Origin of the sequence: Bifidobacterium callimiconis (assembly GCF_003952005.1) — a bacterium.
Classification (GTDB): Bacteria; Actinomycetota; Actinomycetes; order Actinomycetales; family Bifidobacteriaceae; genus Galliscardovia; species Galliscardovia callimiconis.
The window spans coordinates 164,411-188,032 of the sequence record NZ_QXGJ01000007.1; the positions used below are offsets into that span (position 1 = coordinate 164,411).

Below are 23,622 nucleotides of genomic sequence, written 5' to 3' on the forward strand. Positions count from 1 at the left end.
GTTGCAGTACAGTGACGATGAGTACAGTGGATTGGAAAACTGTAGAACGCAGAAAGTGAATCAGCAGTGATCGAACTCAAGACACCTCAGGAAATCAACGAAATGCGCCCCGCCGGCAAGTTCGTGGCGGGCATCCTTTCCGATCTCAAGAAGTCCACCAAGGTGGGCACCAACCTGCTCGAGATCGACGACTTCGTCAAGCGCCGCATCGAATCGCGCAAGGGCGCCGAATCCTGCTACGTGGACTACGCCCCCGACTTCGGCACCGGTCCGTTCGCCCACTACATCTGCACCTCCGTGAACGACGCCGTGCTGCACGGCGTGCCCTACGACTACACGCTCAAGGACGGCGATCTGGTGTCGCTCGACCTGGCGATCAACGTGGACGGCTGGGTGGCCGACTCCGCCATCAGCTTCGTGGTGGGCAACGACCCCGACCCCGAGGATCTGCGACTGATCAAGTGCACCGAGGAGGCGCTCGCCGCCGGCATCGACCAGGCCCGTTCCGGCAACCGTCTGGGCGACATCTCCGCCGCCGTCGGTGACGTGGCGCACTCCTACGGCTACACCGTGAACCTCGAGTTCGGCGGCCACGGTGTAGGTCGCATCATGCACGGCGATCCGCACGTGCCGAACGACGGCAAGGCGCACCACGGCTACAAGCTGCGCCCGGGCCTCGTCATCGCCATCGAACCGTGGTTCCTCAAGAGCACCGACGAGATCTACCAGGATGCCAAGGACGGCTGGACGCTGCGTTCCGCCGACGGCTCCCGCGGCGCCCACAGCGAGCACACGATCGCGATCACCGACGGCGACCCGATCATCCTCACCGCCCGCGACTAGTCTCCCGTAGTTCTGTTGGCTTCCCCTTTGGGAACGGAAGCTAGCGGTCGACTCTCCCATAACTCCGCTGGCTTCCCCTTGAGGGGAAGCTGTCAGTCGAAGACTGACTGATGAGGTGATATCGACCACGTTGGCTCACCTCATCAGTCGACTCCGTCGACAACTTCCCCTCAAGGGGAAGCATAAAAATCGACATAAGGGGAAGCCCACGGAACCGGTCCCTAAAAATGGGCATTACGCGGCATCGGCGCCGCGCATCCTGTAACCTAAGACGACATTACGGCTCGTACACTTCGTGAGTCGGACGATTCGTACGTTTTTCGGCGTTCATTTCGACGTGCAGCCACGCATCGGCATACAGATATCGCAGATGTGCGGATGACGACGTACGGATCGCAGAGTTTTAGGGAGGGCAAATGTCTACAGCAAAGCTGGAGGTGGAATCCACCGCGTACAATCTGCCGGTCGTGAAGGCCACCTGCGGGCCCGACGGCATCGTGGTGTCCAAACTCCGCAACGACGGCTGGGTCACACTGGACCCGGGCTTCCTCACCACCGCGCAGTGCGAATCCAAGATCACGTTCATCGACGGACACAACTCCGTGCTGCGCTACCGCGGATACCCGATCAGCCAGCTGTGCGAGCATTCGAACTTCCTCGAAGTGGCGTGGTTGCTCCAGTACGGCGAGCTGCCGACCGCGGCCCAGTATTCGAAGTACCGCGAGAACATTCTGCGCAAGACCGTGGTGGGCGAGGAGTTCCGCGCGTTCCTCGGCTCGTTCCCGCGCACGTCCCACCCGATGAGCGTGCTCGCCTCCGCCGTGAATGCGCTCGCCGCCTACCATCCCGACACCGTGGACATCAACGATCCCGGGCAGCTCAACGAGGCGGCGGCCAACATCATGGCCAAGGTGCGTACGATCGTTTCGCACATTCACCGTCGTCGTCGCGACGAGCCGATGATGTATCCGGATTATCTGCGCGGCTATGTGGACGACTTCCTGCGCATGAGCTTCGCCGTGCCGTACGTCAAGTTCGAATCCGATCCGCTTATGGTGGACGCGCTCGACAAGCTGCTCATCATCCACGCCGATCATGAGCAGAACTGTTCCACGTCGGTGGTGCGCATCGCCGGCAGCGCGCACGCGAACCTGTATTCGGCCGTGGCGGCGGGCATCAACGCGCTGTCCGGCCCGCTGCATGGAGGTGCGAACGAGGCCGTGCTGCGCCAGCTTGAGGAGATCCGTGACTCCGGCAAGAGCGTCAGGGAGTTCGTGGAGGAGGCGAAGAAGGACGGTCGCCGTATCTCCGGTCTGGGCCACCGCGTGTACAAGTCGTACGATCCGCGTGCGGCCATCGCGAAGAAGTACCTGAAGCAGATCATGGAGCAGCGTTCCGACGTGTTTGCCGGCGAACAGGAGCTGCTCGACGTGGCGCTGGAACTGGAGGACATCGCCCTGCACGACGACTACTTCGTGTCGCGTCACCTGTATCCGAACGTCGATTTCTACACCGGTCTGATCTACCGTGCGATCGGCTTTGATCCGCAGATGTTCACCACGCTGTTCGCGCTGGGGCGCATTCCTGGTTGGATTGCACAGTATCGCGAGATGCTTGCCGATCCGGCCACGAAGATCGGCCGCCCGCGTCAGGTGTACACCGGCGAGCCCGAGCGCGCCTACGTGCCCATCGACCAGCGGTAGGGGATAACTGCGGTTTGGTTGTCGGTCGGCTACGGACCCGCAGCGGGGATGATCCTTCGCTGCGGGTCCGTTCTGTTATCGCGACAAACCCGCAGCGAACGTACCTGCCCGCTGCGGGTTTGTACGGCTGCAACGACGGACCCGCAGTGTAGCAACTTCCCCGCTGCGGGTCCGTCGCGGACCCGATACACACCCGCAGCGAACCGTCTGCTCCTTGGTTCGCCCTCCCTCAGTCCGCCTCCGGCGTCCAGCTCCCTCCCACGGAGGGAGCACACGGGGATTGAGATCGGACTCTCCAGTGTTCTCCCTCCGAGGGAGGGAGATGTCGCGACGAATGTCGTGACAGAGGGAGGGGGGCCGATATCTGTGTGCGCCAAGTTCTCTCCCTCGGTCCGCCTCTGTCGGCCGCCCCCCCACGGAGGGAGCACGGGGAGATAAAAAATCGGGGATGCGTGCGTCGTCAAGGCGCCGAAGGCGAAGGCGTATTTGAATACGTCGAGTCTTCGGCAACGCGGACGACGCTCCATCCCCGAATTTTTTTCGGTTAGTTCTTGTGCAGCGCGGCGTTGAGTTCGATGCCCTTCTTGCGGCTGCGCGCCTCGATGGCGCCGCTGACGGAGTTGCGGATGAACATGATGTTGTCCTTGCCGGAGAGTTCGGCGCCCTTGACGACGTCGAGCGGCTGGCCGGCGGCGACCTTGGCTTTGTCGTAGATGGTGACCTTGGTGCCGGCGGTGACGTAGAGGCCGGCTTCGACGACGCAGTTGTCGCCAAGGGAGATGCCGATGCCGGCGTTGGCGCCGAGCAGGGAGTGCTCGCCGATGGAGTTGCGCAGCTTGCCGCCGCCGGAGAGGGTGCCCATGATGGAGGCGCCGCCGCCGATGTCGGAGCCGTTGCCGACCACGACGCCCTGGGAGACGCGGCCCTCGACCATGGAGGTGCCGAGCGTGCCGGCATTGAAGTTGACGAATCCGGCGTGCATGACGGTGGTGCCTTCGGCCAGGTGGGCGCCCAGACGCACGCGGTCGGCGTCGCCGATACGCACGCCGGAGGGCACGACGTAGTCGATCATGCGGGGGAACTTGTCCACGGACAGCACGTTGACGTCGGCGGTGGGCAGCGGGCTGCCGGCGGTGGCCTTGAGCACGTCGAGCTTGCGCAGGGCGAAGTCCTCCACGGCGAACGGGCCGTAGTTGGTCCACACGACGTTGTTGAGCTTGCCGAAGATGCCGTCGAGGTTGAGGGTGTTCGGCTTGGCGAGACGCATGCTCATGAGGTGCAGGCGCAGGTAGGCGTCGGCGGCGTCGACGATCGGCTCGTCGAGTGCGGAGACGGTGAACACGGGCACGCGGCGCACGCCACGGGCGTCGGCCTGATCATGGACGAGCGCACCGAAGTCGTGGTTGGGACGCTTGTCGTCGGCGGGCGCGTCGCCGAGTTCGAGCTGCGGATACCACACGTCGAGGGTGTTGCCGGCGGCGTCGACGCTGGCAAGTCCCCAGCCCCATGCCTTGCGTGATTCGGTCATTTGTGCTCCTTCGGATTGGATGCGAATCGAATTGGCCGACCATATCCGGTGATATGGCGACCGGCCGCGTGCGGGCCTGATCCGCGCATGAACATGCACGGGCCGCGCATACGGATTCCGCTCTTAACAATAAATCCTCCCGTCTACCCGTCAGACGAACGTCTCACGGCCGCAAAACGCTGTGTTTTGTGAGGGGGAACCGTTACAATGGCGCTTTGTGAACGAATACCGGAAAGAACGCGAGCAGCAGACGCGTCGTCGTCGCACCGTCGCACGGGCGGTGAGCGTCGTCGTGGCCGTCGGCATGCTCGGCAGTTTGGTTATTCCGGCGTTGTACGCCGGTCTTTGACGCGTCGATCCCGTAGTTGTCGACGATCCCATCGGCAGCGTTTCACGTGGAACGATCCCAAGTGGCGGAACGGTTCCATGAGCGAACCGCGAAATGTCGTGACCCACGTCGGGCATGTTCCGGCCGCCGTCCGACACCGTCCGATACGAACGACGACGAATACCGATTTCCCTATTTCCACCAGCCGCGACATGCCAGTCGTCGCGGTTTGTGCAAGGCCTGTTAAATCAGGAAGACCGACCGGCAATGAACGACCAGCATGACTGTAAGGTGAACAACGATGGCAGAATTTGATTTTTCCCAAGGCATCAGCGAACTGCGTGCCAAGTACGACATGATCGCCACCGCGATCGATCTTGATTCCCTGCGCTCACAGATCAAGGATCTCGAGAAGGAGGCCAGCGCGCCCGGCCTGTGGGATGATCCCGAGAACGCGCAGAAGGTGACGAGCCGTCTGTCCGCGGCGGAATCCCAGCTCAAGCGCATCGAGGGTGCCGGCTCCCGCATCGACGATGTGGAGACGCTGGTGGAGCTCGGCCAGGAGGAGGGCGACAAGGACACCCTCGACGAAGCCGAGTCCGAAATCCAGACGCTGGGCAAGGACCTGGCCGATCTGGAGATCCAGACGCTGCTCGACGGCGAATACGACGAGCGTTCCGCCGTGGTGACGATCCGCTCCGGCGCCGGCGGCGTGGATGCGGCCGACTGGGCGCAGATCCTGCTGCGCATGTACCTGCGCTGGGCCGAGCGCCACGGCTACAAGGCCAAGGTGATGGACACCTCCTACGCAGAAGAGGCCGGCATCAAGTCCGCCACCTTCCAGGTGGACGCTCCGTACGCGTACGGTCGCCTGAGCGTGGAGGGCGGCACCCACCGTTTGGTGCGCATCAGCCCGTTCGACAACCAGGGTCGCCGCCAGACCAGCTTCGCCGCGGTCGAGGTGGTGCCGCTGGTCGAGGCCACCGATCACATCGACGTTCCGGACAGCGACATCCGCGTGGATACGTACTGCTCCTCCGGCCCCGGCGGCCAGGGCGTGAACACCACGTACTCCGCGGTGCGCATCACCCACCTTCCCACCGGCATCGTGGTCACCATGCAGGACGAGCGCAGCCAGATCCAGAACCGCGCGTCCGCCATGGCCGTGCTGCAGTCCCGACTGCTCGTGCTCAAGCATGAGGAGGAGGCCAAGAAGAAGAAGGAGCTCGCCGGCGACATCAAGGCCAGCTGGGGCGATCAGATGCGTTCCTACGTGCTGCACCCGTACCAGATGGTCAAGGATCTGCGTACCGGATACGAGACCTCGCAGACGCAGGCCGTGTTCGACGGTGAGATCGACGAGTTCATCGACGCCGGTATCCGCTGGCGTCACCAGCAGCGTCGTGAGGCGCAGGCCGAGGCCGAAGCCGCCAACTAAGTCGACGACACCGGCCGTTGGCATCACGCCGGCGGCCGGCTTCGAATATCTGAATATCTGAATATCGGTATGACAATCGGTAGGGATTGTCTGATCGATCGCGATTGATCGGGGTAGGGGATACCAATGGCACTGATTTCGCTTAAGGACGTCACCAAAATATATCCGCGTGGATCACGTCCGGCGCTTGACGACATCACGCTCGACATCGATCGTGGCGAGTTCGTGTTCCTCGTGGGCGCGTCCGGTTCCGGCAAGACCACGCTGCTGAGTCTGCTGCTGCACGAGGAGCTGGCCACCGAAGGCGACATCCGCGTGGCGGGCAACGATCTGCGTCGCATGCGCAACCGTCAGGTGCCGCAGTATCGCCGATCCATCGGATTCGTGTTCCAGGACTACAAGCTGCTGGCCAACAAGACCGTGTATCAGAACGTGGCGTTCGCGCTCGAGGTGATCGGCACCCGCCGGTCCACGATCAAGTCGCTCGTGCCGCAGGTGCTGCAGACCGTGGGCCTGACCGGCAAGGAGGACCGTCTGCCGCACGAGCTGTCCGGCGGCGAGGCACAGCGTGTGGCCATCGCCCGCGCCTACGTGAACCATCCGCAGATCCTGCTGGCCGACGAGCCCACCGGAAACCTGGACCCCACCACGTCGGTGGGCATCATGGAGGTGCTCGAGGCGATCAACCGCACCGGCACCACCATCGTGATGGCCACGCACAACGAGGAGATCGTCAACTCCATGCGCAAGCGCGTGGTGGAGCTGCACAACGGCAAGATCGTACGTGACGAGGCTCAGGGATCCTATGATTCCGCCACGTACTTCCCCGACGCGGAAGTGGAGGCGAGGGCGCAGAAGGCACTCGGCGTGGATGGTCGCACCCAGCTGCGCGCACGCGCCGAAGGCACGCCCGATGCCGACGACGCGCAGTCGAAGTCGGCCGCCAAGTCCACCGATCGTCTCGACGACAAGACCCGTTCCGTGACCGAAGGCGTGCTGGCCGCCGCCGAAGCCGTGAACAACGTGACCGCCGGCGACGAAGGCATCGCCCGTCTCGCCAACTCCGTGCACTCCGGTCGAACCGGCCGATACGGCGAAGCATTCGCCCCCGTGGAGACCACGCTCACCTGGGGTCGAGGCATCGTCATCGATGACAGCACCGTCATCAACGACGACGGAAACACGACGAACGCTCCCGCAATCGACGACAATACCGACGATCGTGCGGAGAACGTGCCGGCCGCATCCGTGTCGGCCGCATCGGCGCCAGCCCAGCCCGAGAACGATCCCGACGCCAAATTCAAGCCCAAGCGCGCACCCGCCCCGCCGGCCGCGCCCAAGCCCAGCCAGTCGGCATCGTCCGCGTCCAAGCGCAAGCCGAACGGCACGAAGAAGAAGTCCGCGCCCAAACCGCCCACCCCGCCGGCTCCGCCCGCACCGCCGCACGGACGTCGAGGAAACGGCAACCAGAACCATACGAACGACCAGCAGGAGAGCACACGATGAGATTCCGATTCGTCCTTTCGGAAACCTGGACCAGCATCAAGCGCAACGGATCCATGATTCTGTCCGTCATGCTCGTCACCTTCATCTCGTTCGTGTTCATCGGCGCGTCCGTGCTCATGCAGGCGCAGATCACCAAGGCCAAGGGCACCTGGTACGACAAGGTGGAGGTCGTGGTGTGGCTCTGCCCTGACGGCACCAGCCAGTCCGCCAACTGTGCGTCCGGCAAGGCGCCCACCACCGACGAGATCATGGACATCCAGGACACGATCAAGGAGGAACTGCACAACGAGGTCTCCAAGATCACGTACGTGAGCAAGCAGCAGTTCTTCGACGACACGTTCACCAAGCAGTATCCGGGCGGCGTATACCAGGGCCGCACACTCACCGCCGACGACATGCAGGACTCGCTGCGACTCAAACTCACCAACGCCGAGAAATACCAGCAGGTGTCCGAAGTGCTCTCCGGCAAGACCGGCGTTGAGGAAGTGCAGGACCAGCGGCAGATCTTCGAACCCGTGTTCGCCGTACTCAACCGCGGCACCGCCGTCACCGTGGTGCTCGCAGCCGTAATGGTGCTCGTGGCCATCATGCTCACCGGAACCACGATCCGCATGTCCGCCGCGTCGCGCAAGAACGAAACGGAGATCATGCGACTCGTGGGCGCATCCAACTGGATCATCCAGCTGCCGTTCATCCTCGAGGGCGTGATCGCCTCGCTCATCGGATCGATCCTGTCGTGCGCGGCGCTCGCCGGCATCGTCAAGATCTTCGTGGAGGGATCGCTCGCGCAGACGATCACGTGGATGCCGTTCGTGAACATCGGTACGGTACTGCTGATCTCGCCGGCACTGATCGCTGGGGCCATACTGTTGTCGGCAGTGGCGTCCCTGATTTCGCTGAGAAAGTATCTGAAGGCCTGAGATCGGCCTGAAATCAGGCATTCTCAGGTTCATGGGTTATTATTGTGCGCCGAATGCGTAAGGAGACGTTATGACCGTAATGCGTAGAAGCACCAAAGCCATCGCGATCGTCGCAGGCTTGGGGATGGCCGCGTCGATGGCGCTGGCGTCGCTCGGCGTTCCGGCCCAGGAGGCCAACGCCGTTCCGTCGTACAGCCAGCTGTCGGAAAGCAAGGCCAAGCAGAAGAGCCTCGAGTCGCAGCTGAGCGGTGTGAGCAGTGATCTGGCACAGAAGATCATTGAGCTCGACGACCTGACCAACAACCAGATTCCGGCCGCCATCGAAGCCGCCGACAACGCGGCCAATGCCGCCGAAGCGGCTCAGGGCGAGGCCGATGCCGCGGCGTCCAGACTTGAGGCCGCGCAGAAGGACAAGGCCGATCTTGAGGAGAAGATTCAGCAGACCGGTGAGGACTACGACGATGCGCACGCCGCCGTGGCCCAGCTGGCCCGCGACAGCTTCCACGGTTCGGCCGCATCCGACACTATGAGCGTGGTGACGGGCGCGAAGAGCACCGACGACTTCATCAAGACCATGCAGTCCGACGCGGCCGTGACCCGTTCCGAGTCCACTGCCGCCAACGAGGCCGCCACGGCCAAGAGCACTCAGATGAACCGCAAGGATCGTCTGGACGCCATTGAAAAGCAGATCACCACGTTGAAGACCGCTGCCGAGACCAAGGCCGCCGAGGCCAAGCAGGCCGCGGCCGACGCCCAGGCCAAGACCGCATCGCTCAACGACCTGCGCAACAAGGGCGACCAGCAGCGTGCCGAACTGGAGTCCCGCCAGAGCGAGCTGAAGACCGCTGCGGCGCAGCAGGCCGCGCAGACCGTGATGATTCAGTCGCAGATCGACTCTTACAACCAGCAGATCGCCGCGCAGCAGGCCGCCGCCAAGCAGAGCGCGCAGCAGCAGATCAACGGCAACAGCGGCGGACAGGGCACGACCCGCCCGTCGAGCGGTTCGTCGTCTTCGAGCAGCAGGCCCAGCAACAGCGGCTCGTCCTCCTCGGGCGGCAGCAGCTCCGGCGGTTCGTCGTCTTCGGGCGGATCGTCCTCGAGTGGCGGTTCGTCGTCGGGCGGCTCGTCCTCGTCCGGTGGTTCCTCGTCTTCGGGTTCCTCGGGTGGTGCCTCCGGCATGAACTACTCCGTGCCTGGCAACTGCGCTGCGGGTGCCTCTTACTGCTACGGCCACAACACCGGTAATGTCGGCAACGTCTACGAGTACAGCCAGTGCACCTGGTGGGCGTACGTCCGCCGCAGTGAAATGAAACTTCCCGTCGGCTCCTACATGGGCAACGGTCAGGATTGGGGCAACACCGGTCGTCGTCTTGGCTACTTGGTGAACACCACGCCGCACGTGGGCGCCGCGATCTCCTTCCGTGCCGGTCAGAACGGTTCCAGCGCCGTGTACGGCCATGTGGCCATCGTGGAGCAGGTGCTGTCTGACGGTTCGATCGTCACCTCGAACTGCGGCAAGTCGATGAACGGCAAGATCTACTACCAGACCATCCGCAACGCCGCCAGCGGCGCCTACACCTACGTCCACTACTGATCCGGCGTTCCCTTAGCCTCCAAAACCACAAAACTCGCATGCCCAACCACCCCCGGGTACCGTTGGACATGCGAGTTTTGTGGTTTGTTAGAGGTTTCTTTTTATGTGAAAATCCTGTCATTAGTCGTTTTCGTTCAGACGCGTATTGAGATGCAGAAAACGGAGGGCGTTTTTGAAACAACGAAGTTTTCTCCCCACGGTCTTCATGTGTATTCTGAGCATCATTTGCATTGTGATAGGCATACGTGTGTTGAATTTTGATTCGCTTTCAAGCGAGTCAAAGGCTTGCGATGCTGATATGAGTTGTGCCTCTCCGATGAATAGCAATATTGTTTCCGTCAATATCGTCTTGAAAAACGCAACGCTGTCCGATTTGCAATGCATCGCATTCGATTCCACTGAATCTCGCGGTCTTACCACTCTTCGGCAAAACAAGGTGGCTTTTGAAGGTTTGCGAGGAACAATCAATATGGTTCCCGACAGTCAGATGACAATAAGTTGTTCATCCGACGAACCGATGTCGTTCCACTGGTCAAAGACCATGAAGATTCCCCAACGGGAATATATGCAGGTATTCGACAGTGTGTCGTACTTTAATTTCTAAAGATGCATGGGACGAAAGAGATTATCGATATAGCACGTCGTTGATCGCGGTGCTGATGGTGTTGATGGATTGCGCGGTTGTGGAGGCGTCGGAATCGTCGGTGGAGTCTAAAGCCTTGCGTAGTGCATTGAGATATTCAGGGGATGCTGAATCTTGGTATTGCTCGTAGATCTGTTCGCCCCGCGTTTTGGCCGCCGCGAGAGAGTCCTTGGCGTCGGCAAATTCCTTATCGGCCTGACTGTCAAGGAACCGCTTATACGCAGTGCGAAAGTCCTCGGCCTGTTTCCGTGCCTGACGGGCGGTATCTTTCATACGCTGAGTGGTGCGTTTCAATGATGCGGTATCAGCGTTGGCATGGCATGCAAGATCCTTGGATGGCTGGCTGAAGCTTGCGATCAGCGACTGCAGATCGGTCACTGCGGTTTCATCCTGTACCTGCGACGTGCTGAGATTCTTCAGCTCCGGATGATCGTCAACAAGGTTGTCCCGTCCCAGAACTTCCGACTTCATGGTTTGCTCCGCGTCCCGACAGTCCGCCAGCGCATCGCGATGTGCATCCTGCACGCCACGGACCGCTGCGACTCCTCCGATCGTCAACAGCAACAGCGCGGCAATGATGACGATGATAATGGTTGTGCGACGATGCGCTTCAGGATGCCGGGAAGTGAACATGGTCATGTGATCCTCCGAGAATTGTGCCGCCATGGGCATTGTCGTTGTGCGCAATATGATGACGTGGCCGCCGGATACGCACTTCAGCATATGCAAGTATCGAATGGACGTCTTCTGCATTCAAGAAAACTGCAATGGCGTTGCCCGTACGTCGGAAAGCGGCGTACGCTGCTCTCATGGTGAAGGACTCACGGTGAAAACCGGTGAGTGTTCATGCTGATCGTGCCGCCGCCCGATTGTGAAAAAGGAGCCGTGCAATGAAGCCCGATACCGTTCGTGTCGGAGTATTGGACAACGACGTTTGTGCGTTGTACGCCATCCACATGGTGATTCGCGAGATACGGCGTCGCGAGCGCGTTTCCCTTGATGTGTGGACGGAGCATGATCCGGCGAAGGCCGTTCACCGGTGTTGCGATACGTTGCCGCAAACCGGCGTCATGCTGGTGGACATGTCGTTGGGTGGGATCAGCGGAGTGCAGGTGTGCCGGGAATTGCGCAGACGGTCGCGGGACATCGGCATTATCGGTATCACCGCATATGACCCGGAGATGTATCGGCGTCGGATGATCGAGGTCGGAGCACAAGGTCTGATCGGCAAGGAAGGCATCGGCTCGACGCTGTTTCCCGCGATCGCGGCGGCGGCCAAGGGAATGCCTTACCCGGCTGATGGCGGCTTTCCGAGTGTCGGCGATGCATGTGCGCATGGGGATGAGACAACGGACGCTATGGTCTTGACCCCGCAGGAGCTGCTGATCGTCCAACTGGATCTGCAACATCTGTCCATCCATGACATTGCTGATCGACTGCATATCACCGAGGGAACGGTCTCATCGCATCGTCGTAACATCAGACGAAAGCTTGGCGTGCGTTCGTGGTCCGCCGCCGTCGATGTATATCGGGACGTCTATCGGGATATGCGTGGATGATCGACCCCGACGATGGGCAAACGATGAGTATGGGAATGACAATGATTGCGGATCGACTGCGCGCGTTATGCCATCGTCCGTTCGAACGGCCATGGATTACGTTTTTCGCGTTTGTGGGCTTTGCCATGGTCTGGTTCGATGACATCTATTCCGGGATGTATTGGCAGGATCCGGTGTATGCGCTGTATTGCGCGGCGCATATTGCGGTGTTTCTCACGTACGTGTTGTTTCCCGAAGCAGGGACGGTCGTCGGTTCGCTGATGTGGGCCGTGTATGTGCTGCTGGTGCCGTCGGTGTCTCTTGCTCCGTTCGTGTTTACGGTGCTGATGATGGCGGGTTGTATGTTTCTAAGTCCGCTGCTTGGCTGTATATCAGGCGTGATTGCGGTTGCCGCTCAATCGGTGAACGTGTGTCGGTACGGATATGGTGTACTTTCCGGCGTTGGTGGGGTGCTGACCTGCGATGCCGTTGTGATTGCCGGACTGCTGTGCGGTATTGCACTGCGTGAGCACGAGCGACGAATGCGGATGGCGGCGATGGTCCGGTATCAGAGGCGGGAACATGCTGCGGTGCGGCAGTTGCATGACTACATCGCCAATGATCTGAGCGCGATCGTCGCCATTGCGGAGAGTCTCGGACGAGACGATGCTGGTTCACCGAGCGGGATTCCGAATGCTGTGAACGATGCAAGGGGCGAAGCCGCGACCAACATGACGGATGATGATATGCGTGGCCAAATCACGGAACTGAACGATATCGGTCGGGATGCGTTGCGTCGTTTGCACAAGGTGATCACCCTGCTCCGAGAGGATGATGGGGAGTCTCATGTGGAGTCGGAGATTGAACGCTCTGCGATCGTAGGAGATGGCGATCGTGACGTTGCGACGCTGATCGAACGGCAGCGGGCGTTACTGGCGTCTTTGGGACTGAATGGCGTGGTTTTCGTGGCCGACGATCTTGCCTTGTATGTCGATGCCGATACGAATGTCTTGCTCGGCGATCTGCTGCGTGAGGTGTTCGGCAACATGCTCAAGTATGCGGATCCTGAACGAGGATATACGTTGTCGTTGTTGCTTGAAGGCGAGGGGCTGCGATTGCGGGTTTCGGATGTGCCGGCCGATAATGGGGCGTCAGGCGGATCCGGCGGATCCAGAGAACCCGGGGATTGGGCCAAAACCGGGGGAGGGCTCGACGACTATCGGAAGCATGTCACGGCGATCGGCGGGCGGTGGGAATCCCGGCTGTCGGACGATGAATGGAGCCTTGATGTGCTGATTCCCGTCGGGGCATAGTCGTGGCTGGGGTCGAGGCCGGACTCCGGTGTTCTCCCTCCACGGGAGGGAGATGTGCGTTGCGAATCGGCACAAACGGATCGGGGAAAGTGTTCTCCCTCCGAGGGAGGGAGATGTCTGGAGCAATGCAATCGTGGTGATCTGCTCGTTCGTTCTCCCTCCTTGGGAGGGAGACGTCACGACGAATGTCGTGACAGAGGGAGGGATCGGTACCTCACCGCTTCCAAAACCACAAAACTCGCATGCCCACCCACCCCCGGGTACCGTTGAGCATACGAGTTTTGTGGTTTTCTGCGATTACGGCAGCATCACGGTGAAGCCATGTGCCTCGTTGTATGCCTGAATCAGGGAGGCGGGGTCGGTGTAGCCGACCGCCACGTACCAGACGACGAACAACATTACGCATACGGTGATCAGCGGAATTCTCGGCAGCATCATTTTGGCGACGCACAGGGCAAGCATCACGGCGAGCAGTCCAATGAACGCCATTGAAATGAACCGCAGCCAGGTCAGCCCATACGCGCCGATATACAGACTGAGCCTTGTGGCGGCCGATGCGAGCAGGACTCCGGTGGCGGCGATCAGACCGATCAGCATGCCGGTGATCGTGCGGTCGCGATGCAGTGTGGAATGCAATGTGGGGGTGAGCGCGGACGCTGGCGTTGGCACGAACGTGGATGTTGGCGTGCCTTGCGCATGGGAGCGTGCATATGTGAGTACGAGCCCGAATCCGGCCAGATTCACCGCGGCGACGAACAGCAGTTGGAAGAATCCGCTGCGCGCATACTGTGCGTAGGTGAGCCCGTCGGGCAGTCCGGCGCCGGCGAACAGGAACGTGAACTGCACCGAGCAGAACACCGCATATACGATCAACACCGCGCCCAAGACGATCATGGTGATCGCAGGATCCAACGAAAACCGGACCTCCAGGGAATACAGGGCGCGGAGATCTCCGGCGAAGCGGGAAGGCCTGTGAGAGTTTGAGAAGGCGGCGGAATCCGCGGCGGCCGATTCTTGGATGGGCGATTCTTTGGTGGGGGATTCCGCGGCTCTTGTCGGTACGTCATTCGGCTCCAGATTGACCAGCAGCGAGTACAGGAACGGGATCGGCACCACGATCGCCGTGCCGTGAAACAGAATCGCATTGACGTTGATATCGCGAACCATGCGTGACAGTCCATAGGCGAACACCATGTCCGCGCTCGCCAGCAGCGCCAGCAATACGCCGATCAACGGAATGCAGATCAGCAGGGCGATGCCGATCCTGACGAGTGTCGGCCGTTTGCCGTGCTCGGCGATGTCGTTGATAAGCCGGCCGAGCGCTGCGACGAACGCATTGACTCGATTGAACGGCTGCACGACCCAGCTGGACAGCCAGCGCAGCGCGAGCCCGAACGGATGCGTGGGAGAGAACAGGCCGCCGACCAGTTGCGCGTGCAGCATGAGCAGAGCGGGAACGATAACCAGACCGGTTAGTGTTTCGTATTCGTCGTTGGCGATGAACGGCAGGCCTTTGGTCGGGGCGAGTCCGTAGGAAAGCCACGGTTGCGGATCGATGCCGGCCATATCCGACCGATTCCACGCGATGATGGAGTTGCGTTCGGCGATGATCAGCCAGATCGTGAGTGCGACGATGGCGGCGGCGGTGAACCAGGCGAACGGATTGCGGCGGGCGGTGCGCCAGTTGAGAGCGGTGATGATCGCGACGCATGCCAGCCAGAAGACGCCGAGCAGGATGATGACGTACCGTGCGGCAAGGTTGGCGACGACGAGTCGGTCGAAGAGGACGGGGATGAGGATGGAGACGGCGAGGGTGAGGATGGTTCGGCGTGGTAGTGGGGGAGCGGGGTTGGTTGTGGGATGTAGCTGGGGTTGAGGGTTTGTGGTTGTGGAGTGTGGTTGTTTTTGGATGCTCCCCTCAGTCGGCTGCGCCGACAGCTCCCCTCCGCGGGAGGGGAGCCTAGAGGTGTTGGGACTTGATGGAATAGGCATGGTGTCTCCTTTTGGGTGGTGTGGCTGTGGCTCCCCTCTTTGAGGCTGAGTCCGTGGGAAAACGATGGCGGCGTTTTTAGGACTCAGGTGAGCCGACAGGCGAGCAGGATATCCGCGGCCGAAGGCCGTCCATTCTTGCAGGACGAGCTGTCGGCGCAGCCGACTGAGGGGAGTGCTTCCCCTTGAGGGGAAGCTGTCGGCCGCAGGCTGACTGATGAGGTGAGCCGTCGGAGACGGCATGGACCGGCATCGGCGTTAGCCGATTCCTATTACTGGACCGGTCGATCACCTCATCAGTCCGCTGCGCTGGCAGCTTCCTCTCGAGGGGAAGCCGGCTGTGTTGGAGGGATGGTTGCTGCTGTTCTGAGAACTACGGTAGGTATCGAAAAACGATAGATCGATATCGAATTTCGATTCTTCACGGAATTTGCATATCGAAAAACGATAGGTTATTATCGAGTTGCGATTGTCGGGAGTTGAGCGTGATGGTCGGTCACCTCATCAGTCCGCTGCGCGGACAGCTTCCCCTCGAGGGGAAGCCGGCTTCGCCGAAATGGTGCATTGGCGAAAGGTCGGCTCTCTATGTCGCCTGTCGGCTCGCTCGAGTCCTGCAAACGTCTCTGACGTTTGCTGTGCGGACTCGGCCTGAGGGGAAGCTGGGCATGAGGGGAAGCCGGCTTTGCTGGAGTGAGAAAGGAATGCGCATGCAAGATGTGAATGTGAAAGGTGCCGGGCGGCGGGGGCGGTCGGGCGTTGTTATCGCGGTGCTCAAGGGGCTGATCGTGCTGTTCGAGATGATCTGCCTGTGGGGACAGTTCGCGATCGTCGTCATGTCGGGCGACATTGTGACGCTCTATCCGGAACTCGCGCCGGCGCGCTGGCCGTATACGATCGCCGGCATCCTCGGCATCGCCTGCTTCGAGGTCGCGCTCATCCCACTCTGGCAGCTCCTGACCCTCGCCAAACACCGCGACGTCTTCTCCGGCAAGGCCGTCACACGCACCGACGCCATCATCGGCTGTGCGATCGCCGAAGCCGTACTCGTACTGTTCGTACTGCTCTACGGATCGCTCGCGCACTCCGAATACTACGATCCGGCACAGGGCGTGTCCATCGACGTCGCCATGGGTGCCGCCGCCATGAGCGTCGCCTGCATCGTGGCGCTGCTGCTCATCGCCGCGTTCGTCCTGGTCATGATCGTCATGCGATCCCTGCTCAGGGACGCCATTGCCCAGCGCGACGAACTTGCGGAGGTGATCTGAATGGCCATTCGTGTGAATCTCGACGTCATGCTCGCCAAACGCAAGATGAGCGTGAACGAGCTCGCCGAACGCATCGGCATCACGCCCGTCAACGTGTCGGTGCTCAAGAACGGCCGCGCCAAGGCCATCCGGTTCTCCACGCTCGACGAGATCTGCAGGGCACTCGACTGCCAGCCCGGCGACGTCCTCGAATACGTCGAGGACTGAAACGGCCGGTTTTTCGACGATCCGGCAGGTAAGATGCTATGTTGAACTGCAGATGAACGCGGGCGGCGCATTGAACGGTCGATGAACGACCGGAACTGATGACCGGGACAACGACCCGGACCAAAGACACGGACTGAAACACAGACCAGAAGGAAGAACGAAGCAACCATGGCGAAATCCGACATCACGGCGAAGGAACAGGGGCTCAAGCCCATCGCGGTGAACCGCAAGGCGCGTCACGACTACGCGATCGAAGACAAGTACGAGGCCGGCATCGCGCTCTCCGGCACCGAGGTCAAGTCGCTGCGCGAAGGCCGCGCGTCGCTGGCCGAGGCGTTCGTGTCGATCGACCGTCGAGGCGAAATCTGGCTTGAGAACGCCAACATCCCCGAATACCTCAACGGCACCTGGACCAACCACGCGCCCAAGCGCAAGCGCAAGCTGCTGCTGCACGCCCAGCAGATCGCCAAACTCGCCCGCCAGACCGAAGCCAAGGGCTACACGATCATCCCGATCAGCCTCTACTTCAAGAACGGCCGCGTGAAAGTGGAGATCGCACTCGCCAAGGGCAAGCGCGAATACGACAAACGTCAGGCGCTGCGCGAGGAGCAGGACAAGCGCGAGGCCCAGCGTGCCATGCGACTGCGCAACCTGCGCCACGGCTGATCGACGCAATCCGTCGGTCGACCCCGCATCCATCGGATCGGACGACATCCACAACCAACCATTCGTAACCTCCCGCGACATATGATGAACCCTATGAGAAGACTGAAGACCGCGCTCGCCGTTGCCCTTGCCGCCCTGATGATCGTGCCGCTTGCCGCATGCGGCACCACGGACGCCACCGATTCCGATCCCGACATCGCCCGCAGCTACAACGTGGACGGCATCCAGAAGGATGACGCCATCGCCGCCATGCTGCCCGAATCCGTGACCGACGACGGCAAATTCACGGTCGGCGTGAACATCACGTACGCGCCCGCCGAATTCCTCGCCGCCGACGGCAAGACGCCGGTCGGGTATGAGATCGATCTCGACAAGGCGCTCGCCAAGATCTTCGGACTGGATCTCGATATCCAGAACTCCACATTCGACACGATCATCCCCGCCGTCGGCAGCAAGTACGACGTCGGCATCTCCGGCTTCACCGTGAACAAGGAACGCATCGAGGCCGTCGACTTCGTCACGTATGCGCAGGCGGGTCTCACCTTCGCCGCGCGTAAGGGCAATCCGACGCATGTGAACGTGAACGATCTGTGCGGCACGCGCGTGTCCGTGCAGGTGGGCGTGGTCGCCGAGACCGAGATGTACAAGATGCAGGACGCGTGCCAGGCCGCCGGCAAGAAACGCATCGAGATCCTGCCGTACCGCAACCAGACCGACGTGACGACCGCGCTGATCGCCGGACGTGTGGACCTGATGTACGCAGATACACCGGTGACCGGCTACGCGGTGGCGCAGACCGGCGATCGTCTGCAGGTGATCGGCGAGAACGAGGGCGTGGCGCCGATGGGCGTGGCCATCAAGAAGGGCGACGCCGCGACGGTCAAGGCCGTCAAGGCCGCGCTGGACAAGCTCAAGGAGACCGGCGACTATGAGCGCATCATGAAGGCCTGGGGCGTGGAGAACGTCATGGTCAACAAGTTCGAGGTGAACCCGAAGGTGGAGGGCTAGCGTCCGTCGGCTGCTGCCTCGGTCGTCGTGGCGGCGGTCGTCGCCGCAAGTTTGGCTGGTGTCCATAAAAGTTTGGTTGGTAGCCTCCTCGTAACATAGTCAACCTAGGTTCGGATCTTGGATTCGTTGACATCTTTGAGAGGAAGCAACCATGTCCATCCAGACTCGACTCAAGGCCATCGCAGCGGCCACCATCGCCGCCGCAACACTGTTCTCCATGGCCGCCTGTGGTACATCGGATTCCGCTGATTCCAGCAGCTCCAGCGGTTCGGGCAGCTCCTCCGCCGCCACCAAGGGCTACGACGTGAGCAAGATCCAGAAGGACGACGAGATCGCCGCCATGCTGCCCGACTCCGTCAAGTCCGACGGAGTACTCAAGGTGGGCACCGACACCTCCTACGCCCCGGCCGAGTTCCTGGCCGAGGACGGCAAGACTCCGGTCGGCTTCGACGTGGACCTCACCAAGGCGCTGGCCAAGGTGTTCGGTCTCAAGCCCGAAACCACCACCGCCACCTTCGACTCCATCATCCCGTCCGTCGGCTCCAAGTACGATCTGGGCATCTCCTCGTTCACCGTGACCAAGGAACGTCTCGAGGCCGTCGACTTCGTCACCTACTTCAAGGCCGGTTCCACCTTCGTGGTGAAGAAGGGCAACCCGGAGAAGATCGACTCCTCCGACCTGTGCGGCAAGAAGGTGGCCGTGCAGACCGGAACCACGCAGGAGGAGGAGATCAACTCCGACAACGACGCGTGCAAGGCCGCCGGCAAGTCCGAGATCACCATCCAGTCGTCCAAGCTGCAGACCGATGTGACCACCGCCGTGGCCACCGGCAAGGCCGACATCTTCTACGCCGACTCGCCCGTCGCCGGCTACGCGATCGAACAGACCGGTGACTCGCTTCAGGCCCTTGGCGAGGACGTTGGCGTGACCCCCGAGGCCGTGGCCATCAAGAAGGGCGATGCCGACACCGCCAAGGCCGTGCAGGCCGCCATCCAGAAGCTGATGGACGACGGCACCTACAAGAAGATTCTCGATACGTGGGGCGTCTCCTCCGGTGCCATCGACAAGGCCGAGATCAACCCGGCCACGGAATCCTGACCGATTCCGAAAAACCCGTTGTGAAACACGGATGACGGAATCGTAGGTTACACTCACTTCCCATACGTGTATCAACAGCAACCGGTCACCCGTGCGTCCCGGACTTCACCTGACATGAGGTCGGACGCGCGGGTGACCATAGTCGTTTTTCCGAGAAAAGAGAGAAAGCCGAAACCAATGGCAACCAACAAGAACGAGTCCGACGGACTCAACATCCCCAACAGGATCAACGCGCTGCCGGTCAAACGCATCGGACCCGTGGTGGCCGGCGTGATCGTCGCGCTGCTCGCGGCCATGCTGGTCTACGGCATGATCGTCAACCCGAACTTCGAATGGCCTGTCGTCTGGAAGTACCTGTTCAACGAGAACGTGCTCGCCGGCATTGGCTGGACGCTGTGGATCACCGTGCTGTCCATGGTCATCGCCATCGTGCTGGCCATCGTGTTGGCCATCATGCGCAAGTCGATCAACCCCGTGCTGCGCGGTGTGAGCTGGTTCTTCATCTGGTTCTTCCGCGGAACCCCTGTGTACACCCAGCTGGTGTTCTGGGGTCTGATCTCCGTGCTGGTGCCCAAGCTGGGACTCGGCATCCCGTTCACCTCCGTCACGTTCTGGTCCGTGGACACGCAGGACGTGATCACCGCATTCCGCGCCGCCGTGATCGGTCTGGCGCTCAACGAAGCCGCCTACCTGTCCGAGATCGTGCGCGCCGGCCTTGAGGCCGTGGATCCCGGCCAGGCCGAGGCCGCCGAAGCGCTCGGCATGCGCCGCTCGCTCATCATGCGCCGCATCATCCTGCCGCAGGCCATGCGCATCATCATCCCGCCCACCGGCAACGAAACCATCGGCATGCTCAAGACCACGTCGCTGGTCCTCGCCGTGCCGTTCACCCTTGATCTGCAGTTCGCCACCAACGCCATCGCCAACCGAATCTACAAGCCGATCCCGCTGCTGATCGTGGCGTGCTTCTGGTACCTGCTCATCACCTCCATTCTCATGGTCATCCAGTCCCGTCTCGAAAAGCACTTCGGCAAGGGCTTCGACGCCCGTCCGATCGGCACCAAGGGCAAGCAGCCGCCGCTGCCCGGCAAGACCGAAGGCGAGCCCAAGGACGACATTCAGAAGCAGAACCAGGCCACCATGGCCGGTCTGAACGCGTGACGAGGAGAGGACGAATATGAAGAACACTGCGAACAGCAACGACTACGTTGCCGCACAGACGGGCGTGACCCCCGCCGTTCAGGCCAAGGGCGTGCACAAGGCGTTCGGCTCCCTGCACGTGCTCAAGGGCATCGACCTGACCGTGATGCCCGGAACCGTGACCGTGATCCTGGGGCCGTCCGGCTCCGGCAAGTCCACGTTCCTGCGACTGATCAACCAGCTCGAGACGCTCACCGGCGGCGAGATCGACGTGGACGGCGAGATGATCGGCTACAAGTGGGTGGACAAGGACGGCCAGCGCGTGCTGCAGACGCTCGACGACAAGCAGATCGCCGCGCAGCGCGCCAAGCTCGGCATGGTGTTCCAGCGCTTCAACCTGTTCCCGCACATGACCACGCTCGAGAACGTGATGGAGGCGCCCGTGCACGTGGCGCACAAGTCCAAGTCCGAGGCGCGCGAGGAGGCCATCAAGGAGCTGCAGCGCGTGGGCATGGGCGACCGGCTCGACTACTACCCGATGCAGCTTTCCGGCGGTCAGCAGCAGCGTGTGGCCATCGCCCGCGCGCTCGCCATGCACCCCGACATCATGCTGTTCGACGAGCCGACGTCCGCGCTTGACCCCGAGCTGGTGGGCGAGGTGCTCAACGTGATGCGTTCGCTCGCACAGGGCGGCATGACCATGATCTGTGTGACGCACGAGATCGGATTCGCCCGTGAGGTGGCCGATCAGATCGTGTTCATGGACGGCGGCGTGGTCGTGGAGAAGGGCGGCCCCGAGATCATCGACAACCCCACCGAGCCGAGGTTCAAGGACTTCCTCAACCACGTGCTGTGAGGGTAGGGCCCTCCCTCAGTCCGGCTACGCCGGCCAGCTCCCTCCCAAGGAGGGAGCACGAAGCCATTTACCTGCGTGCTCCCTCCAAGGGAGGGAGCTGTCGCGCGTAGCGCGACTGAGGGAGGGATCCCTGTTCAGAACGCTCCGATCCCCCACCCCCACCCTGTATAGGTTCGGCCAAGGTCGCGTTTTGCGCTGAGCGTTCGCAACATGAACCCCGTACACTGGTGTTCCATGTGTGGAATCGTTGGATATGCAGGAAACATTTCAACCGCGTGCGGCAAGCCCCTTGAGGTCTGCCTTCAGGGCTTGCAGCGCCTCGAATATCGTGGATACGACTCGGCCGGTGTGGCACTGACGGCACCCGGCATGGATCATATGGAGGTCCGTAAGAAGGCGGGTCGTCTCTCCAATCTCATCGAAGACATCAAACGCAAGCCGATGCCGGCCGCGACCGTGGGCATCGGTCACACCCGCTGGGCCACGAACGGCGTGCCGAGCGACGTGAACGCCCACCCGCATACGAGCCGCGACGGCAAGGTCGCCATCATTCACAACGGCATCATCGAAAACGCATCCCAGCTTCGTCTTGATTTGCAGGCCGAAGGCTACCGTTTCTCCTCCAGCACCGACACCGAAGTGGCCGCCAAGCTGCTCGGCAAGATCGTCGACAAGATCATCGAGGACGAAGGCAAGCCGGACCTGTTCAAGGCGATCCGTCGTCTGGCCCGCATGCTCGAGGGCGCGTTCACCATCCTCGCCACCGACTGCCGTCAGCCGGATATCGTCGTCGGTGCCCGTCATGACTCCCCGCTGGTCGTGGGACTCGGCGAAGGTGAGAACTTCCTCGGCTCCGACGTGGCCGCGTTCGTCGCCTACACCAAGCGCGCCATGGAGATCGACCAGGATCAGGCCGTGTGCGTGTCCGCTGACAAGGTGGTCGTCACCGATTTCATGGGCAACGTCGTGGAGAATCCCAAGACGTACACCGTGGACTGGGACGCCTCCGCCGCGGAGAAAGGCGGTTGGGACTCGTTCATGGACAAGGAGATCCACGAGGATCCCGCGGCCGTGCAGCGCACCCTGCTGGGGCGTCTCGATAAGAACGGCGACATCAACCTCGACGAGGTGCGTATCGAGGAGCATGACTTCAAGGCGATCGACAAGATCATCGTGATCGCGTGCGGCACCGCCGCCTACGCGGGCATGGTGGCCAAGTACGCGATCGAGCACTGGGTGCGCATCCCCGTGGAGGTGGAGCTGGCGCACGAGTTCCGCTACCGTGACCCGATCCTCACGCCGCGCACGCTGGTCGTGGCGATCTCGCAGTCCGGCGAGACCATGGACACGCTCATGGCGCTGCGTCACGCGCGCGAGCAGGGCAGCAAGGTGCTGGCTATCTGCAACACGCAGGGTGCCTCCATCCCGCGCGAATCCGACGCCGTGCTGTACACGCACGCCGGCCCGGAGGTGGCCGTGGCGTCCACCAAGGCGTTCGTGGCGCAGATCACCGCCGCCTACGTGCTGGGCCTGTACCTGGCGCAGATCAAGGGCGCGATGTTCCGCGACGAGATCCAGCAGACGCTCGACTCGCTCAAGGACATGCCGCGCAAGATCCAGTGGGTGCTCGACACGCAGACCTCCACGATCCAGAAGGCCGCCGAGCAGATGGTAAACGCCAATTCGTTCCTGTTCCTCGGCCGTCACGTGGGCTACCCGGTGGCCATGGAGGGTGCGCTCAAGCTCAAGGAGATCGCGTACACGTTCACCGAGGGCTTCGCCGCGGGCGAGCTCAAGCACGGTCCGATCGCGCTGGTGGACGAGGGCGAGCCGGTGGTGTTCATCGTGCCGCCGGAACGCGGCCGCAATGTGCTGCACGCCAAGGTGATCTCCGGCATCGAAGAGGTGAAGGCCCGCGGCGCGTACATCATCGCCGTGGCCGAGGAGGGCGACCAGGATGTGGAGAACTATGCGGACGTGGTGTTCTGGCGTCCCAAGTGCCCCACGCTCATGAGTCCGCTCGTCGACGTGGTGCCGC

Annotated in this window: 20 protein-coding genes; 17 read left to right on the forward strand and 3 right to left on the reverse strand. The window is 61.8% G+C overall.

The window, feature by feature from the left end; genetic code table 11:
* Positions 1–66 precede the first annotated feature (66 nt).
* Together map and D2E23_RS08005 are read left to right on the forward strand one after the other, a co-directional pair.
* Positions 67–843: a type I methionyl aminopeptidase gene (gene map, locus D2E23_RS08000; RefSeq protein WP_126030390.1), complete on the forward strand. Its 777-nt coding sequence runs from the start codon at positions 67–69 to the stop codon at positions 841–843.
* Between the two features lie 416 nt (positions 844–1,259).
* Positions 1,260–2,546: a citrate synthase gene (locus tag D2E23_RS08005; RefSeq protein WP_126030391.1), complete on the forward strand. Its 1,287-nt coding sequence runs from the start codon at positions 1,260–1,262 to the stop codon at positions 2,544–2,546.
* A gap of 544 nt (positions 2,547–3,090) precedes the next feature.
* Here the strand turns inward: D2E23_RS08005 and dapD are convergent.
* Positions 3,091–4,074, reverse strand: coding sequence for a 2,3,4,5-tetrahydropyridine-2,6-dicarboxylate N-succinyltransferase (dapD, locus tag D2E23_RS08010; RefSeq protein ID WP_126030392.1), 984 nt, complete (start codon positions 4,072–4,074; stop codon positions 3,091–3,093).
* Positions 4,075–4,291: 217 nt separating this feature from the next.
* Here dapD and D2E23_RS11950 point away from each other — a divergent pair, with 217 nt between their 5' ends.
* From D2E23_RS11950 to D2E23_RS08030, 5 genes are all read left to right on the forward strand, one after another.
* Positions 4,292–4,423 carry a hypothetical protein gene (locus tag D2E23_RS11950; protein ID WP_277596637.1) on the forward strand — a complete coding sequence of 44 codons (132 nt, stop codon included), beginning with the start codon at positions 4,292–4,294 and terminating at the stop codon, positions 4,421–4,423.
* 280 nt (positions 4,424–4,703) lie between these two features.
* Positions 4,704–5,840, forward strand: coding sequence for a peptide chain release factor 2 (prfB, locus tag D2E23_RS08015; protein WP_126030393.1), 1,137 nt, complete (start codon positions 4,704–4,706; stop codon positions 5,838–5,840).
* A gap of 126 nt (positions 5,841–5,966) precedes the next feature.
* Positions 5,967–7,346 carry a cell division ATP-binding protein FtsE gene (gene ftsE, locus D2E23_RS08020; RefSeq protein ID WP_126030394.1) on the forward strand — a complete coding sequence of 460 codons (1,380 nt, stop codon included), beginning with the start codon at positions 5,967–5,969 and terminating at the stop codon, positions 7,344–7,346.
* Positions 7,343–8,266 (forward strand): permease-like cell division protein FtsX, encoded by a 924-nt coding sequence (gene ftsX, locus D2E23_RS08025; protein WP_126030395.1) that lies wholly within the window; start codon positions 7,343–7,345, stop codon positions 8,264–8,266. The genes ftsE and ftsX overlap by 4 nt, the downstream gene beginning before the upstream one ends.
* 70 nt (positions 8,267–8,336) lie before the next feature.
* Positions 8,337–9,860 (forward strand): CHAP domain-containing protein, encoded by a 1,524-nt coding sequence (locus D2E23_RS08030; protein WP_338142180.1) that lies wholly within the window; start codon positions 8,337–8,339, stop codon positions 9,858–9,860.
* 625 nt (positions 9,861–10,485) lie between these two features.
* Here the strand turns inward: D2E23_RS08030 and D2E23_RS08035 are convergent.
* Positions 10,486–11,142, reverse strand: coding sequence for a hypothetical protein (locus D2E23_RS08035; protein WP_126030396.1), 657 nt, complete (start codon positions 11,140–11,142; stop codon positions 10,486–10,488).
* A gap of 251 nt (positions 11,143–11,393) precedes the next feature.
* On the opposite strand from D2E23_RS08035, the gene D2E23_RS08040 reads away from it, so the two are divergent.
* Together D2E23_RS08040 and D2E23_RS08045 are read left to right on the forward strand one after the other, a co-directional pair.
* A complete protein-coding gene (locus D2E23_RS08040; RefSeq protein ID WP_126030397.1) occupies positions 11,394–12,062 on the forward strand; it encodes a LuxR C-terminal-related transcriptional regulator in 669 nt (222 codons plus the stop codon).
* Positions 12,059–13,354, forward strand: a complete 1,296-nt coding sequence (locus D2E23_RS08045; protein ID WP_126030398.1) for a sensor histidine kinase — start codon at positions 12,059–12,061, stop codon at positions 13,352–13,354. Before D2E23_RS08040 ends, D2E23_RS08045 begins: the two co-directional genes overlap by 4 nt.
* Positions 13,355–13,651: 297 nt before the next feature.
* Here the strand turns inward: D2E23_RS08045 and D2E23_RS08050 are convergent, their stop codons facing one another.
* Positions 13,652–15,346: a DUF4153 domain-containing protein gene (locus D2E23_RS08050; RefSeq protein ID WP_164520740.1), complete on the reverse strand. Its 1,695-nt coding sequence runs from the start codon at positions 15,344–15,346 to the stop codon at positions 13,652–13,654.
* Positions 15,347–16,050: 704 nt separating this feature from the next.
* Here D2E23_RS08050 and D2E23_RS08055 point away from each other — a divergent pair.
* The 8 genes from D2E23_RS08055 to glmS form a co-directional block, all read left to right on the forward strand.
* Positions 16,051–16,608 (forward strand): DUF2975 domain-containing protein, encoded by a 558-nt coding sequence (locus D2E23_RS08055; protein WP_126030400.1) that lies wholly within the window; start codon positions 16,051–16,053, stop codon positions 16,606–16,608.
* Entirely contained in the window at positions 16,609–16,815 is a 207-nt protein-coding gene (locus D2E23_RS08060; RefSeq protein ID WP_126030401.1) for a helix-turn-helix domain-containing protein, read from the forward strand. It abuts the gene before it with no gap.
* A gap of 168 nt (positions 16,816–16,983) precedes the next feature.
* The gene (gene smpB / locus D2E23_RS08065) at positions 16,984–17,481 is read left to right on the forward strand and encodes an SsrA-binding protein SmpB (protein WP_126030402.1); all 498 of its coding nucleotides are present in this window, start codon (positions 16,984–16,986) and stop codon (positions 17,479–17,481) included.
* A gap of 93 nt (positions 17,482–17,574) precedes the next feature.
* Complete coding sequence (locus D2E23_RS08070; protein ID WP_126030403.1) at positions 17,575–18,489, forward strand: ABC transporter substrate-binding protein; 915 nt, start codon at positions 17,575–17,577, stop codon at positions 18,487–18,489.
* A gap of 151 nt (positions 18,490–18,640) precedes the next feature.
* Complete coding sequence (locus D2E23_RS08075; protein WP_126030404.1) at positions 18,641–19,588, forward strand: ABC transporter substrate-binding protein; 948 nt, start codon at positions 18,641–18,643, stop codon at positions 19,586–19,588.
* Positions 19,589–19,765: 177 nt separating this feature from the next.
* Entirely contained in the window at positions 19,766–20,749 is a 984-nt protein-coding gene (locus D2E23_RS08080; protein ID WP_126030405.1) for an amino acid ABC transporter permease, read from the forward strand.
* A 16-nt stretch (positions 20,750–20,765) separates the two neighbouring features.
* On the forward strand, positions 20,766–21,584 hold the full coding sequence (locus D2E23_RS08085) for an amino acid ABC transporter ATP-binding protein (RefSeq protein ID WP_126030406.1): 819 nt from the start codon (positions 20,766–20,768) through the stop codon (positions 21,582–21,584).
* 234 nt (positions 21,585–21,818) lie between these two features.
* Positions 21,819–23,622 (forward strand): glutamine--fructose-6-phosphate transaminase (isomerizing) (glmS, locus tag D2E23_RS08090; RefSeq protein ID WP_126030407.1); only part of this gene is annotated, 1,804 nt, incomplete at its 3' end.